The organism is Pseudomonas sp. GW821-FHT09H03, from assembly GCF_059415945.1.
Window position 1 is genome coordinate 167,213 of sequence record NZ_JBWKOF010000008.1, and the last position, 16,653, is coordinate 183,865.

The following is a 16,653-nucleotide window of genomic DNA, read 5'->3' on the forward strand; positions in this document are numbered from 1 at the left end:
ACACGAATGGGTGACAGCTGTGCGCAGGGTGGAAAACCGGGAATCAAGGAAACCGGCACGTCCGAAGACGTCCCACGCACAGCCGCCATAACTCACGCCGCAGGCATAAAAAAAGCGCCGGCAGACGTGATGGGGGCGCTGTTGCGCCTTGAATTACACGGGTTTCCACACCCGGTCGCTGAATTGGCAGCGACGGTGGAAGGGTATCGTGTAGACCCAGTGCCTGCAACCTCGACGACAACGAGGTTTTCATCAACAGTGGCTGGGTCAAAAACAGATTCAGCCATGGACTATCGAACACTAATCAACTTTGGATGAGTAGACCATCTCGGTTTAGTCGCTGATAGACTGAGTTTTCCGCAGCCACTTGGGCTGCCGACTAGCCCGGTCGTAAGATGAATATCAAAGAGTTTTGCCAGACTCATGAATTCGACATGAGCAAGTGTGCAGTAAATTTAGGTGGCGGCAGCTTCACAATGGCGGAGCTAAAAACTTCGCCTATCGAGTTCTTGAGCTTGGCAGAAGACGACTTTGAACGGGGCGGTCTGTCTGCGCTTGTTAATGCAACGACTAATTCAAAGCGCGCGATTGTCTGTCAGATCGATCAGTTATTGATTTCCTTTGGTTATCAGTCGCTTAGGTGGAATGTTCCGAAGAAATTAGAGCGGTTGCGTGCGCTTGGCCTATTGGTGCCAAGTCTATTGCGCAAAATAGTTGATGTGCGGAATGTTCTGGAACACGAGTACAAAGCGCCTGATCTTGAGATTGTAAAAGAGTCATTGGATATTGCGACTCTGTTTGTAATGTCTGCTACTGCTATGTTTATTCCTTTCGATGATGTATTGGAGTTCTCACTGCCTGAATCAAGTTTTAGGGATAACTCAGTTGCACGCATTACTGTTGGGCTGAACCGAGAGCCTCGTGGTGTTTTTTACACCGTCTATGCGTATGAGTCCGACGAGTTTTACGATCGATGCGTTGGTCAATGCGAGATTCCATCAGGGCATTTTCTTTTCGAGGCAATGGTGAAGCTTTCCGCGTCGTTGATGCTTCGATATAAGATCGACCAAGCTTTTGATGAATTTGATAAGGCCTACGCACAGCTTTGAAATTGCAAAATAAGGAAAAAAGTGGAAAAGGGGCAGACTTATTTCCTTGAAAATAAATCTGCCCCTTTTCCCTGCATCATCACTCAAGCGTAACTCCTCGTCGTCAAATAATGCGCGGCCCAAGCGTGATAGTCCGTGTCCCAGGCGTTTGATGTCAGCAATGGTTATTAAACCCCCATGCGGATTAAGCGAACAACGGGTTGCAGCCTGGGATCAGTGGGTAGAAGTATGTACCACCCGTCAGGAGTGGCGTAGTTCCGAATAGGGGGTGAAACGGGCCTGCTAACGGCAGGCTGTGTTGAGCGCGGTGTGAGTTGGATGTCCCACTTGTCAGGATCTGCGTGGTTAAAAATAGGGGCTATGCCGGTGTTGCGTTGAGCTGTAGAAGCCGTATTGGCATCCATGGTTTTATGCGCAAGCGTACTTAGTTCTTTGCGAGTGTCGGGCTCGCCGGTGGGGTGTATTTTTGTCGGAGGGGCGTTTGTTTGTTGCATATTTTGACGGCTGGGCGGTGTTGTTTTCTTTGGTGTTAGTGTAGGTGTTACTTTCGTTTTTTGTATACTGCCCGGGCTTTTGGTAGCCCGACGCACAACGGCGAGTACCTCTGGTTTTTCGTATAATTTAAAGCTTGTAAAGAAACGCCTTATTTTGCCTGATGGATCTGTGTAGTTGATCGGATCATTTTCGCAGTAGGCATAAGCATTAAAGCCACCTTCTCCGAACGGGCTTAAACGATCCGGACTGATGAATCGCATCAGAACTGGATTAAACGCCCGATATCCGTTCCCCAACAAATAATTCCCCGTCAACGGATCCCGGCGCTCACCATTAAAGGCAAGCAGGCTGAGCAGCCCACTTGTAGAGGGGCAGTGACCATAGGGTGAAAAGGCTATAGATTGTGGTTGATGATTGGTCTTGAGCGTCTGCAATATCGAGCGTTGTTGATCATTGGCCAGTAGTGTGGAGTGGAGCACATCACCGTCACTTTGAAGTTGCGCCAATAACTGGTCGCCGTGTTGGACGATGGAATGGCTTATCTTTCCCTGTATCTCTGTGCTGAGGCGGTTTCTGCAGTAGAAGCGCTGGCGCTCTTGCTCTCCTGGCATCATGTTGCCGACCAGCCGGTCGAGGGCATCATGGCGATATTGGCACAGCAGAGTTTCGTATCGGGCAGTCATGGGGTGAATACCTCGGAAATCCCAAGTGAAGGTGTTCAGTATTGAACGACTGGCGAGGCAGGGGTACTAGCAGAACTGATAGATCTACTGATCTCAAGCAGCAGGTGGGCAACTGCAATGCGAGATGCCTCTACAGCGGATGATGGTCATGTCACTGAATATCTTTCAGATAATCCTTGAGCGCGATGAGCGGGACATCGAGCTGCTCCATCATCTCAATTCTGGAGAATTCCCCCGCCAACCTCCCCAACTCCCGCCCCAACGGCTTATCCACACCCCCAACCGCCTCCAACGCCAACCCCACACATTCACCCACCTTCACCTGAATCCTCTCAACATCCCCCCGCCGCACCAGCAACTCAAACACATCCCGCTGGTAATCACCCATCACCAAATCATCCCGCAAAATCGGGCTTGAACCTTCCGACTCATAAGCCAGTTTGAGGGAGAAGAGGGCGACGGTTTCCAGGTGCAATTCCATGGGGGGAATCCTTGTGAAATGTTCCGGCGGTGCGGGTGGTGTGGAAGGGCAATGGGCAAAAGCATCGCCAGCAGGCTGGCTCCCACAGGGTGTGTGGGGTGTCAGGGGCTTTTCTGCGGGCGAAAAAAAAGGCCTTGCTAAGCAAGACCTTTCTTAATTTTGGTGCCCGAGGGAGACTCGAGCACTCTATATAATCCGTGGCTTGCGGCCGGATTGTACAGTTAGGGATACAGATAGGGATACACGTTGATCTCTACTGCACCCGTCAGCTTAGGCTGTCTATTTTAATACCAGCCGATTCTGAAAGGGCACCGCTAAAATTCCGATCTGCGTCTGAATGAGCAATGCCCTCGATTTCGGTAAACCAAATTTTGCCGAATTTTGACCAATCGAACGAGTAAGAGTGCTTCAACGTTAGGCAGACCTCTTTCCCCCCGATGGGAACGCGGATCGTCCCGCCTGGGAATGTAAAACCATGTGAAATGTCATACGCCCAGTACTTTCCATTTTTCACCTTTGGCTCAGTGATAGACGGCATATCATTCATCACAAGCGCTACGCCACGGCTTGCGACACCGGCGTCGATGTAGTGCTCAAGAATTTGCAGATCCTCATAGACGTCCTTCTGAAAAACGTCCTGAGCCCCCCGAGGGCCTCCAGAGGAACTGATGTTGCGGTAGCACTTCATCTCGATAGCGATTTTGATGCAGCCTTTCGCAGAGACTCCAGTGACTAATATGTCAATGTTGCTGGAGCCACCAGGTAGCCGGACTCCGGTTTCCAGCTCAATGTCTGCTGTCTCATCCGGGTTGTGCAGGATCAGTGGAAGCAGTTGCTTTAATAAGTACGCGTATTGAAGCTGCATCGAGGCTTCTTTATTGATAGGAATGAGCCCGCCGCCCACCTTCCTGGCAAAGACCTTCCAAGCGACCGATATTGCATGGCGCAGACGTACCTCAAACGACTCTTCGACTATGAACAAAGGCACTCGGGCTCTCTCCAGTAGATGGCGGTAGGCCATTGTAGTCGAGCGGCTGTCAGTCAATCAGCGTTATTGGAGTCTCGAGCTATTGAAGGTGGAGTAGGTCATCTGATTTCCATGGTTGCAGCCAGAAAGGCGCTGGGGACCCTGACGATATTCACACGACACGGGGTCGGAAACCCGCGGGACTGAGTTAGTGGGAGGTTCTGAAAGTTACTGAAATTTCAGTCGTTGAAATTGAAAGGATCTTGAAGAAAAAGGGGCATCGTTACCGTGTTGGTAATGATCCCCCTTTGTGTTGCTGATAACGCACGCTTGGCGTTCGTCAACCGAGTCAACCTGTCAACCAACTTAAAAAATCCAGCCGCTAACACGAACGCGCGGGTTCTTTGCCCCGTGTCTATCCTAAATGCCCAGGGTCCCCAGCGATCTCCCAAGGGATTGGGCGACCCCGCTATTGCTTTCGCTGTAGGTGTGCCATCCAATGGGGTATGGGGAGGTGTCTCAGAAAGTCGTGTTACAGGTGTTACATGTGTTGCGGCATCTATTAACCTATTGAATCAAAAGATTTTTTATTTGTGTTACACAGATCCATCTTTCACATTTGTTGGGTGTAACAAGCCAAATAGGTGTAACAGCAGCGTTTACAAATTTGGGCAAACCGAAGGTCGCAATCAGTCCAGCAGCAGCTACTAGCGTGTAGTCAACTTGTTCCATCACCCTTCCCGAGTCGTCGAAAATAAAAATGCCGGTAGAGAGGCATGAACTAGGCTTGAATGAGCGCCATGGCTAGACTAGTCGTGGCGCACTGATCCATATGTTTATGGAAGACACGGAGCTAGGGTATGGCTATTTACGAGGAAATGTTGGTATGGGCGGACAGGCTGCCGCCATGGCGTCAGGACGCTTTGCGCCGCCTGTGTATTCAGGGAGGATGGAGCGAAGAGGATCTTAACGAAATTGTCGATCTCGCCAAGCAACATCACGGAATCAGCAGCGCGATCGAGCCTATGCCCCAAGTAATCCCGTTCGCCGTTGACCATTTCCCTGCCGAGGCTAATCAGGACCGGACAGTCGCTCTCACGGCGCTACATACCTTTCTTAACGTCGGAAAAATACCGAGCGACCAGGCTCTGGGGTTTCAGTCGCAGGGGCTCACCATCGCTTACGGTGGTAACGGCACTGGTAAGTCCAGCTATGCGCGCGTACTGAAACAGGCGTGCCGAGCCAGAAGCCCAGGCACTGTCTATGCTAACGCCTACGACCCGAATTTTCAGCAACTCACGCCGAGCGCTATCATTGACTTCGAGTTGGACGGGACCCCTGACCAAGCTATCTGGAGCAGTGAGCGCGGTTACATCTCGCGGCCCGAACTCCGGGGTATATCAGTCTTCGACGGCGACTGCGCACGCCATTACCTTCAGGCGATGGAAGCGGCCACCTTTCAGCCGCTTGCGTTAACCTACCTCCAGCAATTGGCCAATGGGCTCAATCAGACGCTACGTCCAAGGCTTCAGGCAGAAATCTCCGGTCTCGCTGTAGACGTTACACCGTTCAATGTCATCCCCGCTGATACCGAGGCCGGTCGGGCAGTGCATCCGATCAGCGCCGGCTCGGATCTGGCGCGCGCGCGCGCACTGGCCGCTCTCAACCAGAATGAGCACGCAGAACTCGCGAGACTGCCTCAGGAGATCAGCGAGGCGGATCCCTCGGCCAAGGCGACGATATTAGACAACGCGGCGACAAGGGTTGATGAGTTGGTCGACAGTATCGCCGCCGCCAATGTCGTGTCCGATGATGCAATCGATGCCACGCTCTCGGAGCATCGAAAGCTATTGGATGCCGAGGCGGCTGAGCGCGCCGCATCCGCCCTGCTGCAGGCTGAAGATACTACACCGATGCTTGCCGGCACGGGCCAAGGCGCATGGGCTTTACTTTTCAGCGCCGCACGCGAGTACTCAATCAGCGCCGCTTTTCCGGGGCAAGCCTTTCCGGTAACTGAGGACGGTGCGGTATGCGTGCTTTGCCAGCAGGAGTTGACTCCTGCTGCGAAGGGTCGTTTACAGCGTTTTGATCGATATGTCCGGGACACGGCGTCTGAAGCCGCCCAGGCCGCACGCAACTCCTGGCAACAGATCGTACGTGATGTCGGCCAAGCGACCGTTGCCTTTACCGTCTCCCAAGTCATGTTAGATGGCTTGGGTAATCGCATAGCAACGCTGCCGGCCGACATCATGACTTTCCAAGAAGATTTGCTCTCTCGGCTCCAGTGGCTCAGAACTGGCGTTGCGAACGGGGAATGGCAGGACAGGCCAACTTATCGCTGCGCGGATCCGACAGCTTCGATCCGACAGATTGCGGATACCCTGCGTGCCGAGGCGGCCGCATTACGCGCCAACCTCGATGCACAAGCCTTAGCCGCCAAGCGGGTTCGCCTCCGGGAATTGGAAGCGCGGCGGCTGCTTTCAGAGCATATCGAAAGCATTGCCCTGGTGATTGGTAATCTCGCCCACAGAGTGAAGCTTCAGAACTGCCTTGGGGATATCGGTAACACCCGCATCATTAGCTTGTTTGCAGGTCTTCTCTCCAAGAAGTACGTTAGTGAAGCGCTGGCCGTGAGGATGAATGAAGAACTCAGGAAGCTAGATCTTTACCACATTTGCGCCGCAGTCGATTCAGCCGGTGATGCGGGATCTGTACGACTTGGTATTGTACTTCCCGACAGCCAGCTCGATCCGCATCTTGTACTAAGTGAGGCAGAGCAGCGCATGTGTGCGCTCGCGTACTTCTTCGCAGAACTCCACCAGTCTGGCTCCACTTCGGGGATTGTTTTCGACGATCCTGTTTCGAGCCTGGACCACAGCCATCGAACCGCCGTCGCGCGACGGATTGTTGAGGAGTCCGCCAACCGACAGGTTATTGTCTTCACCCACGATGCGGTGTTTTTTGGAGAGTTGAGCACGCTCTGCGGGGATGCCCAGTTAGTCCCTTCAGTAAAATCTATCAGCTATCGCGCAGAAGGACCGGGTTACATCGATGCCGGACTGCCTTATGACATGCGAAGGCATCGTGATCGCATTACACAACACCGTGCCGACCACCAGCGAATTGCGGCCAACTTCAATAACCCACCCGGGGATGATGAGCGACTTGCCGTTCGCAATGTTTATGATGACCTTCGCGTCACGATAGAAGTGGGAATCGAGGACACGATACTCAATGAAACCGTAGTGCGGTTCCGCGACGGAATCTCGGTCGGCCGGCTTAATGGCGTGATGATTGTGCAGGAGGCGGAGTACCGCGAAGTACAGCGCTTGCATGACAAGTGCTGCCGAAATGTGCGAGCACATTCACATGCGGCCGGCCAGCAGCGTGCGGTTACGCAACCGGAGGAGCTTTTGGGGGATATTGATGCCGTCCATACATTGTTCCAAGATATCCGCAGGCGCAGAGGTTGAGCCGGTCCGCAATACCGAGTCAACAAGGGGCAGTTAACGCCCCCCGTGACGGGAGCTATCGCTCAAATGCGGATAACCAATCCAACAGCGCATCGACTGCCACAGAATATCGACTGAGCAATGCACCGCTTGAAATGTATTTTTTCGACGGGGCGCAAAGAGAACTTTTTGGCTACAGATATGATAAATATCCTCATAAAAAACAAGCCCAAGCAATGTGCCCTAAAAATCTAAACACATAGGAGAGTGTTGATGCTAAGTGGTCGTAAGTTAATTGAGCTTTCTTATGACGTGCAAGCGGGTCTAGGTCGGATTGATGTTCCCGACTTTGACCGCCTAAGAACAATGGGGATGGCTGCCACGCTTGCAATTCACTTGCGCGGTTTACAGGAGATTGATTTCGAAGTTTTAAGGAAGGTCAGTGATCATTTTTTTTCGATACCATCTTACGCACTAAAAGAAGTTTGCGGGATTTTATCGGAAATTGGCTACATTGATTTGGTAAAAAAAGTAGATAGGATTATTTCTATAATACCAAATATCCCTCACTTTAAAGATCTTTATGCAGGGGTTGGAGATTATTTTACGTTTTCGGAGTTGAACGAGCACGAGCAAGGAACCTTGCTGATATTGTCTGAACTCCAGAATAAGCCGGAGAATAGAGATAGGCTTATTTCAACAATTGGTATCGATCGTCCATTATTGGAACGCTGTGTTGATATTGGCTCGACTGGTAATTACTTTAAAGAATTCAGGGCGCGAGGTAGGAGTATCATTGCAAGCCCATTTTATTTCTCTGATAATCTTGACGAGTTAGCTGATGTGACTGCCCGAGTTGGAGCAGATGATATAGCTACCGTGCTTGAGGTGATAAAGAGCAATCAAGGATGGCCACTTTCTCTGATTCAGAAGCGCCTTGAATTGGGTGGGAAAAAATTAACACAAGATCAAATGCAACTTCTAGTGCATTTGTGTGCAGAGGGCATACTCAAACCACCTTCTATAGAGTTCAAAAATTCTAAAGAAACTTTTGTTTTTACTCCCAAGCCTGGTGGAAATCGTCTTGATGCCTCTAATCGTGAAATCTATGAGCGCGCGATGGCTCTCGTCTCATGTGTGCGCAAGGGGCAATTGCTGGCGGATCAGTTTCGAATAAAAATGCCTGTACGTATTTTAGAGGTGTTGAGAGATCAAGGCTATATTGGTTCGAACTCTGAAGCCGTCAATCAGTATAGAAATTTGGTATTTCTAAGGGTCGGTCACCTGAAACATGTGACTGGTGATAGATATCAGTTTCACTTGACTCCTGGCGAAGAAAACAGAGCGGCTCTCGATCTTGCTATAAACCTTCTTCGAACAGGTGAGCTTGCAAACCTCGATGTTAGACAGGAAGCTCGACTTGCTTTATCCAAAGACGAAAAATATATACAGTCGATAATTTCCGCCGCCGAATTGAAAGGTCGAGGTCAGGTTGCTTTGCAAGGTGACTCTGCGGACCAATTCGAACAACTAATATTTGCGTACGAGTAATATGTCTAAATTAGATAAAGACATCCATCAAAAAGAAATGGCAATTCGTTTTTGCCTTGTTAATGATATGGCGCCTTTTCCTGAGGTTGATGTTCAGAATTTTAGGGAGTTATCAACGACTAGTACGATAATAACCGACATAGACGTACTTGGAATAAAAATTGATTCGACAGGGCGACCGCGCAGAGTCGCGTTCGATTGTAAAACATTAGGGAAGACTAGCCCAATAAATCGGGCTTTTTGGGCCGGTGGCTTGATGGGTTTCACCGGGTGTGATGAAGCTTTTATCATACTTAGAAAAAAAGCTTCTGAAGCGCATCGCCTATCTGCCAAACAGATAAAAGTGCATTTGTTTGATGAGGTTCAGTTTCAGAGCTATGCTAATTCCTGTTCTGTTGATTTCAATATTGACTATTGCTATTCAACATCTATTGAAAATTGGATAAGGCTTTTCGAAGTAACCGTACATGATCCTGGTCTTAGTAAGTATTCAGCATTTCTTCATAGCGAAATTCCAATTGAGCGGGATGCAGTTAAAGCATTGCGGAAGTTTCTAGCTGCACTTACGAAAATTAAAGGCGAGCTTGACCCGGCAAAAGAAAAGCATAGATGCCTTTTCCTATATTCAGTATCCATATTTGCGTTTCTGATGGCTCAGGTCGTTCATGATTTGAGAAATATTATAGAGTTTGATGCAGAAGAAAAACAATTCGAAACCATTCTTAAATACTATATTTGGGGGGGGCGTGACAGTTATCTGCTTCGGAGTCGACTAACCGAACTTTTCGCGGCTCAGCGTGACGGTGTACCCCTTCAAGAACCGGAACTTAGGGATTGGTCTGGTTTTATGGAACTCACACGGAAGCTACTAAACTCACCTATGGATATACAAAAGTGTATGTTTCCACTGAGGGAGTTTGCTTTTATGAAGGTTGCAAACAAAAACGAAGCGAAACACGATTACATTTCGGAAAAGATACATTCAAATAAAAGACTAAGGCAATTTTGCGTAAGTCTTACACGATACCTCGTAGATTCTCTGAAACTTCCACGCGAGTTTTTATCTCAGCTTGATGACGATTTTAACAATCTTCGCTTCCCCGACATGAGCTAGATCGCGTTGTTGCGGCCTAATAATTAATTTAGGCCGCAGCGATATATCTCAGAAATAGCCGAGGCATACGAATCCAAAATGTATCTTGCAAGCAATTTATAGCAGTTATGCTACTAACGGAAAACATGCTTCAATCCGATTGGGAAAAGAAACAGTCGGTCATTAGCTAGTGAGAATTAGAATGAATAAAGCCGAGTATGCGCAAAAATATGAAATTGAAGCGCTCTCTGCAATCGGGCAGCTTGCAACTATAGTCGCGCCATTACTTTATCTATTGGGTCGAAAGTATGCCTCTGCATATTTTGACAGTCTTGGCTGCGGATGGGTCATTTCGCATTTGACGATTCAGGAGTCTATTTTTTATTCTCTACCTGTCACAGTTCCTATACTCGCCGCTATTTTTTTGTCTTTAGAAATTTTGCTAAATGGCACATCGTATCAAACATTAAGGAGAGCGCTAATATATGTGTTTGTTGCATTGCTCTTGATTGTAACGATCAGCAGTTTTTTTTGGGGCTTCAGCTACCTTGAGGCTACGTCAAGACTTTTTGCTTACGGTTTTTTTACATCATTCGGAATTTATATTTCGGAAATTTTTCTCGCGGTAAAGCGTAATGATGCACCAAACTTAAAGTCAGCTATTGCTTGGATTGTAGGCTCTACGGTAGTGGTCTATGGGGCTGCAGCTACGTTAGGGAGTGTTGACGCGAGTAGAGTTTTGGAATCTCCCGAAAATTTTTTTCCATTGATTACAAAGGGTCCTGCTTATGGGAGACCCCAAGCATTGAGGCTGGTATCAAAGGTTGGAGATAAATACCTTCTAATAGATCAAGTGAGTGGGAAAAATTTATTTCGAATTGAATCAAATGTTGATGGCTATATTATTCAATCTTTAGATGGGGTTCGTTAGTCTTGATTAAGTACTAATTCGAGTCGCAATAAGGTTTTCGCTTAGTTTTGAAGGTTTGCTGATAGACGTTGGATCTGATGTCCGCTTCTCGCCGGAAGCTGCGTTCCGAATTTGAACCCAACGGAAGTTCTCGCGAGCTTCCGCTTAACTTCATCACTGTTTGTTCAGCTTATGCTCGATTAGCCCCATTTCTGCCTTGATCGCAGTGATGGTGAGCTTTTGCATCGCTGTGCTTTTTCCGATTTTGGTATCCACGATCTTGAGTAGGGCGGTCAGGTGGGCTTTTCTCGCTTTAAGCGTTTCGGATAGGGATGAACTGTTTTGCGGTGCTGTATTCATGGCTTTGATCCTTGGAGTGATTTAAACAGCCCGCGAAAGCAGGCTGTTTCAGGGTAAATCGGCGGTTACATCGCGAGCAGATCCTGCAGGCGATGCCGGCTGCTACGGTCTGCTAGCTCACCCCATTTCCAACTACCATAACTCTCACCAAGCTGAGGAATATCGAGCTTGAAGAGAGATACAGGATCCCGGTTGATCATGCGGGAAGCAGCATAAAGCTTGCCCCCCACGTCGAGCAGCGCCTTGGCCGCTTCATTCCACTGTTCCTCCAAAACGTCATGTGCGAGGTGTAAGGCCTTTTTCTCGATCTTTTGGTGCTCTTCCTGAGCTTCGGTGATGTGTCGGTCAACAATGACCAATTCCTGCTCCAGGGCGGCGATGATCAGGTGCTGGCGACGATGTTGTTCGGTCGCGGCAGTAAGGTTTTTTGCCGCTTTCTGTGCGTCACTGCTGGCAGATTTCTCACCCTCTCCATCGCCCCATGCCACTGCCTGCGCGTAGGCGGTAGCCGCGAGGGTCTCCGCTTGGCGCGCACTGGCTATCTCCTCCTGTGCTTGCTGACGCACTTCCTCCAGGCGAGTGCTAAGGCTTTGTCGTTTTGCATTGAGTTCAATCTCATCCGCAGCCCAGTTCGCCATGTCGGCGGTGTAGTCCGTCATGAGCGTGGCGCAGTTGGCAAGGTTCTCACGGCGACGGATCTTCGGGTTCAGCCGGTAGAGTTCCATATCCAACGAGTCAATCTTTCTTTTTCGCTCGTTGTACTGGTCGCGCACTTCACGTTCCCGGCCCTGCTCAATCGTTTCGGGGTTCTCCAGCGCAGTTTCATAGGGAATCAGGGCGGCTTGAAGACTCTCCATCTCACTGGTCAGTTGGTCGCGACGGTCTTTCATTTCTTGAATTTCGTTCATTTGATTGGTCTCTGTGTGAATCGATGGTGGAATGGTTGAGCGGCTGGCGAGGCCGGAATGAGCCGGCGTTACCTCAGTCAGTAGGCTTGCCGTCAGGCGGCCTGAGCCTCGCTTTCATCCAAACCCGGCACGGTCTTCACCACATAACAACGCTGTGTGCCCATCCCGGGTAAGCGGACGGAGCAGGAGGCTTTGCCGTTGGGACCTTGCTCAAGGACACCACGGCGAATTAGCTCTTTGTTCACCGCATTGATGTTCATGCCCCGGAAAATCTCCGAGCGCCATGCCTCGGGCAGTACGTAGTAGGTGTTGGTGGTGTGCAGGGAGTCGCCCAGACCGTGCTCCAACGTCTTGCGAAAGCCGAGGCGGTCGATGGTGCGTGGACCGTGTTCGTCGATCTTTGCCGCTGCCGATTCCCAGCGGGTGAAACGACTTTCGCCAAAGCGCTCGATGACCTGGCGCAGCCGCGCCAAGATCGCATCCCCCTCGAAGTTTCCGGCACCGCCACGCTCGTTCATCCATGCGTTGAGGCACACGCGGGCAGCAGTGGTGGCGGTTCCGTCGGGCCAGCCGGTGATCCCCATCGCGGTGGCCAGCTCACCAGCTGCGGCGGCAAGGCCGAAGCGAGCGGCGGCACGGTGCGCTTGGCCGCTGGCCGACGCCGGTAATGACTGGGCGATAAAGCCTTCCAATGTGCGGCGCAGGATGGCGGACCAACCGTGACGCTTACCAGGTTCGCATAGCGCCGTGAGGAAGGCCGTGAGCGGTGTGCCGTAATACTTCGCCACGCGTGCCTTGAGCGCGTCGGACAGTGCCGCCGCATCTTCAAAACCGTTGAGCGCATCGAACATGCCGAGGCCTTTGCTGGCATCAGCTGGAACGGCAAGCATGCGCACTTCCATACCCGCTTTCAGTTCCTTGTTCGCCTCGGCCATGTGCTGGGCCAACGTCTTCTCCCCGGTGGAGAGGAACAGCAAACGCCACTCCTGTACCTGTCGGCCTGCTTGACCTCGATCATTGGCGCGTGCCTTGCCGGTGCCGTTGCCGAGCATGTACACCGTTTCGCCGATGATGCGCGGATCGCACATGCCGATTTCATCGAGCACCAGAAGGCCATCGGAGTGCGCGGCGGCGATGGATTCCAACGCGTTGTCGGTGGAGCGCCACGAACGCACCAGGCGCGGCCCGCCGTAGATTGAGGCGGCGACTTGAAGGTGCGTGGTCTTACCGCCTGAGCTGTCGCCGTACAGGTGAAAGCCGCCCGATTCGTGTCCAAGCATGTGCAGCAGTGGACCCGCAAAAGCCACGCCGACGACGAACGCCAAGCGATGGTTACCGACACACAGTGCGCCGATCTGCTCCTGCCACTGCTCAAGCGAGCCTGCTTCGCTAATCGGCGGAAGCTGATAGCCGGCCTCGTAGAAGTGCAGGTGTTCGCTGTGCGCGCCGACCTGCTGCTCGGGCAGCAGAAAAGCGTTGTCGTGCCAACCCAAGCGGGTAACCAGTCTTGCCCTCTGCGCGCTGTCGAAGCCGCCGAGGTAACTCTGCAGGTCGTTGCGTGCATTGCGTCCGGAGCGACTACCGGCGAGGCGCAAGCCCATGTCTACGAGTGGACCAAGCACGTCCTTGCCGAAATCGCCGGTCATTGTGCGCGCCGGAATGTTCCAGCGTTTCTTGGCGCCGTCGGGATCGTCGAACTCGACCAGCAAACCCCAGTTCTGGCCTTTGTCGTCGCGAGTGCGGGCAAGGATTTCCAGTGACGAACACACGGGCCGCGCCTCACCGTCGTCGCCCGAATAAAACACACCTTCGGACGTGAGGCGAAAGCCGCCGGGCATCAGATCATTTTTCGGCTTAGAGGGACGCTTGGCCGCTGCTTTTGTCTTCGGTTCCGGCTTGGTCTCGGCCTGCTCCGGCTCCGGCTTTTCGACAACCACACCAAACAGTTCACCGCTGCTTTCCAGCTCGGCGAAGTGGGCAGCTGTCCAGCCTTTGGCGAGTGCATCAGCGGCATCGTCGCCGTCGTCCCATTGACCACCTTTGGCGAAGGCGGCGCGGTCGTTCTTCAGCGTGGGCTTGCGTTTGAACACGTCTAACGCAATGACTCGAACCGAGGCGGCGCCGATTTCACGCAGCTTATCGGCGACGGCTTCCATGCAGGCTTTGCCGCTGACATCGTTGTCCGGCCACAACAGCACGTCGCGCCCTTTGAGCGGTGTCAGGTCGGCTTTGTGCCAGGAGTTGGAGCCGTTCGGCCAGCAGGTGGCCACGTAACCTGACAGCAGTTCGGCGGCTGCATCAGCGGCTTTTTCGCCTTCGCACAGCGCAACAGGCACGTCAGTGCGCTGGGCCAGTTCATCAAGGCGCAGCAATGGGCGCGGATCCGACAGCCCCTGCCAACGCCAATGCGTGGTCTGGCCATCGGCGCGCTGGCACCACGTCAGAGGCGCGAAGACTTTCTTCGGTTTGCCGTCTTCATCCGGCGCGAGGTCGAAGCGGTATAGCGCCATAAGCGGCTGGCCCTGCGCGTCGCGGTAGATCCACACCTTGGACGGCGCGCCGTGTTGCCGATGCTTGGCCGGGCACTTATTCATGGCCTCGGCCGGGATCGGCTGAATGGCAATCCACTCAGCTGCTTTTGTCTTGGCAGACGCTGGCTTGGTCTGGGCGGCGCCGGGCGATACGTTGAACAGGTCTGCCAGCTTTTTGCAGGCCTCGACGTCGGTGCCGCCGTCCAGATAGCGCACCAGATCGATCAGGTCGCCGCCCTTGTCACCGGTGGCGAAGTCGGCCCATGTGCCCTTGCTCAGATTGATCTTGAGCGAACCGGCGCGTTTGTCGCTGCGGGTCGGATTCGGAGCGGTGTATTCCTTGCCGCCGTCCACGCGCTTACCGTTGGGGAGCCAGTGCGACAGGACACGATCAATGTCTTTCAGTGCGGCGGTTTTCACGTCGGCGAAACTCGGCCGTTTCGCAGAGTTGCTCGGGCGTTGGCTCATGTGTTGGCCCTCGACAAAAACAGCGCGTTATTGATGTCATCGATCAAGGCCTTGGCCATCTCCCCCAGGTACAGCGCAGGCCAACTGAAACGTTCGCCCTTTTCGCTCATGGCGGCGTCGAGGGTGAGTTCATTAGCGTAGTGCTGCAGCAACGAAGCCATCTCAAGCGCTTCCTCGATTGGCACACCGGCATTTACTCGAAACAGTTCTAAGTCGTTGATGCGGGAAAAAGTGGCACGGCCCGGCGTAGTGGCGTTGCTCATAGCGCACCGCCTTTCTGCACAGCAGGGGTCGAAGTGGCGTCGCCGTGCAAGGCCAGAGTTTTGATCAGGCCGAGGGTACCGCGCACGTCCCAGAGGACGGCGGCTATGACGTGGTTAGCGAGGCGCGAGGATTCGTTTTCGAAGTGATCCTCAAGCAGCGTCAGTACCGAATCAGCACGTTCAATGGCGCAGGTGATGGCGTCGATGGGCACACCGGCTACGACGGTTTTGCTGACGCTCAGCAGGTCTTCGGGTAGGGCACAACTCAGGAGGCTGTTCATTGGGCACCGCCTGCGGCTTCGAGAGCGCGGGCTTTGGCCATGTGGTCGTTGTAGCGGGTGAGGCGTGTAGCGAGGCTGGAATTGGCGTGTAAAGCTGCGAGAGCCATTGCACGGTGTGCAGCGGCGCGAATTTTGAACGGGTTGAGGGCGTACATTGGTCGAGCTCCTGTATGTGAGGAGCTGCCACTGATCGTCGCCAAACGATATAAGGGTGGCAGCTGTGCGCGGGTTGGCGAACCGGGCATACAGGACCCCGGCAGACCCGAAGGTCTCCCACGCACAGCCACCATAAAGCAAGAATGCGGGCGCAAAAAAAGCGCCTGCAATCGGTATGGAGACGCCTGTGCGCCTGTATGGACTCGGGTCGCCAAACCCGTTCGCTGATTTTGCAGCGATGGTCAGAGAGTAACGTCCGTTTTTTGAAAGTGCAACTGCGTTGATGGCTTGCGGTTTTTTCAGATGCGGCATAAATTGTTCGGGCATGTAGATTTACCTCAACGCCTCCGGATCGCTCCCGGAGGCGTTTTCGTTTCAGGCATGGGCTTCCCAGCGCAGGGAGAGCAGGGGTAGGAATCCGCCGCTCAGCATGGAGTGGGCGTCTTCGTAGGCTTGCGTTTGCTGGCCTTCGTCGACGATCACGGCTCCGGTCTTTTCGCAATGGAGGGAGAGGGCGCACCAAGTGCCATCAGCCCAACTGAGTACGCTGACGACACGCCCTTGTTTGTCCTGCTGGCTTCGGTAGTGCTCTAACCGTTGCATGAGGCGTGGTGAAAAGCCGATTCTTCGCAAAATGGAGAAGGGGTGCATCAGAGCTTTGCTGACGACCTCGCGGCTCATGCGGCCACCTGATCGCGGGCGTCGATGCGGCCGCGTGCCCATGCTTGGATTTCGGAAAGAACCCACGCTACTGGTGCTCCGCGTGCGGTGCTTGTGCTCAGCTTTACAGGGCGCGGAAAGCCGCTTTTTGGGCACTGCATTAGCTTGTAAATAGTGGGGCGTGCCAGGCCAACGATAGCCATGACTTCGGAGATTCTGATCAAGGTTGTCGCCGGGTCGCGATGAGGAATGTGGTTGATTGTTGACGCGCGGGAGTTAGACATA

16 protein-coding genes are annotated in these 16,653 nt (G+C 52.7%); 5 read left to right on the top strand and 11 right to left on the bottom strand.

The genetic code is table 11. The features are described from left to right. Positions 1 to 395: 395 nt before the first annotated feature. Entirely contained in the window at positions 396 to 1,109 is a 714-nt protein-coding gene (locus AC07OG_RS13640; protein WP_495067257.1) for a hypothetical protein, read from the top strand. Positions 1,110 to 1,276: 167 nt separating this feature from the next. Here AC07OG_RS13640 and AC07OG_RS13645 read toward each other — a convergent pair whose 3' ends face one another. The 3 genes from AC07OG_RS13645 to AC07OG_RS13655 all read right to left on the bottom strand — a co-directional run bounded on the left by AC07OG_RS13645 (position 1,277) and on the right by AC07OG_RS13655 (position 3,756). Next, positions 1,277 to 2,287 (bottom strand): RHS repeat-associated core domain-containing protein, encoded by a 1,011-nt coding sequence (locus AC07OG_RS13645; RefSeq protein ID WP_495067258.1) that lies wholly within the window; start codon positions 2,285 to 2,287, stop codon positions 1,277 to 1,279. 151 nt (positions 2,288 to 2,438) lie between these two features. Then, the gene (locus AC07OG_RS13650; protein WP_495067259.1) at positions 2,439 to 2,768 is read right to left on the bottom strand and encodes a hypothetical protein; all 330 of its coding nucleotides are present in this window, start codon (positions 2,766 to 2,768) and stop codon (positions 2,439 to 2,441) included. A gap of 265 nt (positions 2,769 to 3,033) precedes the next feature. Further along, entirely contained in the window at positions 3,034 to 3,756 is a 723-nt protein-coding gene (locus AC07OG_RS13655; RefSeq protein ID WP_495067260.1) for a hypothetical protein, read from the bottom strand. A gap of 839 nt (positions 3,757 to 4,595) precedes the next feature. Between AC07OG_RS13655 and AC07OG_RS13660 the strand changes: the two genes are divergently transcribed. The 4 genes from AC07OG_RS13660 to AC07OG_RS13675 all read left to right on the top strand — a co-directional run bounded on the left by AC07OG_RS13660 (position 4,596) and on the right by AC07OG_RS13675 (position 10,762). Continuing rightward, positions 4,596 to 7,208, top strand: coding sequence for an AAA family ATPase (locus AC07OG_RS13660; protein ID WP_495067261.1), 2,613 nt, complete (start codon positions 4,596 to 4,598; stop codon positions 7,206 to 7,208). Positions 7,209 to 7,460: 252 nt separating this feature from the next. Then, entirely contained in the window at positions 7,461 to 8,738 is a 1,278-nt protein-coding gene (locus tag AC07OG_RS13665) for a hypothetical protein (protein WP_495067262.1), read from the top strand. A 1-nt stretch (position 8,739) separates the two neighbouring features. Beyond that, a complete protein-coding gene (locus AC07OG_RS13670; RefSeq protein ID WP_495067263.1) occupies positions 8,740 to 9,852 on the top strand; it encodes a hypothetical protein in 1,113 nt (370 codons plus the stop codon). Positions 9,853 to 10,033: 181 nt separating this feature from the next. Further along, positions 10,034 to 10,762 carry a hypothetical protein gene (locus AC07OG_RS13675; RefSeq protein ID WP_495067264.1) on the top strand — a complete coding sequence of 243 codons (729 nt, stop codon included), beginning with the start codon at positions 10,034 to 10,036 and terminating at the stop codon, positions 10,760 to 10,762. A gap of 153 nt (positions 10,763 to 10,915) precedes the next feature. Here the strand turns inward: AC07OG_RS13675 and AC07OG_RS13680 are convergent, their stop codons facing one another. From AC07OG_RS13680 to AC07OG_RS13715, 8 genes are all read right to left on the bottom strand, one after another. After that, positions 10,916 to 11,101, bottom strand: coding sequence for a hypothetical protein (locus AC07OG_RS13680; RefSeq protein ID WP_495067265.1), 186 nt, complete (start codon positions 11,099 to 11,101; stop codon positions 10,916 to 10,918). 65 nt (positions 11,102 to 11,166) lie between these two features. After that, the gene (locus tag AC07OG_RS13685; RefSeq protein WP_495067266.1) at positions 11,167 to 12,009 is read right to left on the bottom strand and encodes a chromosome segregation protein SMC; all 843 of its coding nucleotides are present in this window, start codon (positions 12,007 to 12,009) and stop codon (positions 11,167 to 11,169) included. 92 nt (positions 12,010 to 12,101) lie between these two features. Then, entirely contained in the window at positions 12,102 to 15,008 is a 2,907-nt protein-coding gene (locus AC07OG_RS13690; RefSeq protein WP_495067267.1) for a DUF927 domain-containing protein, read from the bottom strand. Then, positions 15,005 to 15,271 carry a DUF3077 domain-containing protein gene (locus AC07OG_RS13695; protein ID WP_495067268.1) on the bottom strand — a complete coding sequence of 89 codons (267 nt, stop codon included), beginning with the start codon at positions 15,269 to 15,271 and terminating at the stop codon, positions 15,005 to 15,007. Before AC07OG_RS13695 ends, AC07OG_RS13690 begins: the two co-directional genes overlap by 4 nt. Further along, positions 15,268 to 15,552 carry a hypothetical protein gene (locus tag AC07OG_RS13700; RefSeq protein ID WP_495067269.1) on the bottom strand — a complete coding sequence of 95 codons (285 nt, stop codon included), beginning with the start codon at positions 15,550 to 15,552 and terminating at the stop codon, positions 15,268 to 15,270. Before AC07OG_RS13700 ends, AC07OG_RS13695 begins: the two co-directional genes overlap by 4 nt. Further along, complete coding sequence (locus AC07OG_RS13705) at positions 15,549 to 15,707, bottom strand: hypothetical protein (RefSeq protein WP_495067270.1); 159 nt, start codon at positions 15,705 to 15,707, stop codon at positions 15,549 to 15,551. The genes AC07OG_RS13700 and AC07OG_RS13705 overlap by 4 nt, the downstream gene beginning before the upstream one ends. Positions 15,708 to 16,083: 376 nt before the next feature. Further along, on the bottom strand, positions 16,084 to 16,389 hold the full coding sequence (locus AC07OG_RS13710; RefSeq protein WP_495067271.1) for a hypothetical protein: 306 nt from the start codon (positions 16,387 to 16,389) through the stop codon (positions 16,084 to 16,086). Continuing rightward, positions 16,386 to 16,652: a helix-turn-helix transcriptional regulator gene (locus AC07OG_RS13715; RefSeq protein WP_495067272.1), complete on the bottom strand. Its 267-nt coding sequence runs from the start codon at positions 16,650 to 16,652 to the stop codon at positions 16,386 to 16,388. Before AC07OG_RS13715 ends, AC07OG_RS13710 begins: the two co-directional genes overlap by 4 nt. Position 16,653 lies beyond the last annotated feature (1 nt).

Bases quoted from the DNA above. Each gene is read 5' to 3' on its own strand.
- AC07OG_RS13640 (WP_495067257.1), top strand. From the start codon at position 396: ATGAATATCAAAGAGTTTTGCCAGACTCATGAATTCGACATGAGCAAG.
- AC07OG_RS13695 (WP_495067268.1), bottom strand. From the start codon at position 15,271: ATGAGCAACGCCACTACGCCGGGCCGTGCCACTTTTTCCCGCATCAAC.
- AC07OG_RS13700 (WP_495067269.1), bottom strand. From the start codon at position 15,552: ATGAACAGCCTCCTGAGTTGTGCCCTACCCGAAGACCTGCTGAGCGTC.
- AC07OG_RS13690 (WP_495067267.1), bottom strand. From the start codon at position 15,008: ATGAGCCAACGCCCGAGCAACTCTGCGAAACGGCCGAGTTTCGCCGAC.
- AC07OG_RS13665 (WP_495067262.1), top strand. From the start codon at position 7,461: ATGCTAAGTGGTCGTAAGTTAATTGAGCTTTCTTATGACGTGCAAGCG.
- AC07OG_RS13710 (WP_495067271.1), bottom strand. From the start codon at position 16,389: ATGAGCCGCGAGGTCGTCAGCAAAGCTCTGATGCACCCCTTCTCCATT.
- AC07OG_RS13670 (WP_495067263.1), top strand. From the start codon at position 8,740: ATGTCTAAATTAGATAAAGACATCCATCAAAAAGAAATGGCAATTCGT.
- AC07OG_RS13715 (WP_495067272.1), bottom strand. From the start codon at position 16,652: ATGTCTAACTCCCGCGCGTCAACAATCAACCACATTCCTCATCGCGAC.
- AC07OG_RS13650 (WP_495067259.1), bottom strand. From the start codon at position 2,768: ATGGAATTGCACCTGGAAACCGTCGCCCTCTTCTCCCTCAAACTGGCT.
- AC07OG_RS13705 (WP_495067270.1), bottom strand. From the start codon at position 15,707: ATGTACGCCCTCAACCCGTTCAAAATTCGCGCCGCTGCACACCGTGCA.
- AC07OG_RS13675 (WP_495067264.1), top strand. From the start codon at position 10,034: ATGAATAAAGCCGAGTATGCGCAAAAATATGAAATTGAAGCGCTCTCT.
- AC07OG_RS13660 (WP_495067261.1), top strand. From the start codon at position 4,596: ATGGCTATTTACGAGGAAATGTTGGTATGGGCGGACAGGCTGCCGCCA.
- AC07OG_RS13645 (WP_495067258.1), bottom strand. From the start codon at position 2,287: ATGACTGCCCGATACGAAACTCTGCTGTGCCAATATCGCCATGATGCC.
- AC07OG_RS13680 (WP_495067265.1), bottom strand. From the start codon at position 11,101: ATGAATACAGCACCGCAAAACAGTTCATCCCTATCCGAAACGCTTAAA.
- AC07OG_RS13685 (WP_495067266.1), bottom strand. From the start codon at position 12,009: ATGAACGAAATTCAAGAAATGAAAGACCGTCGCGACCAACTGACCAGT.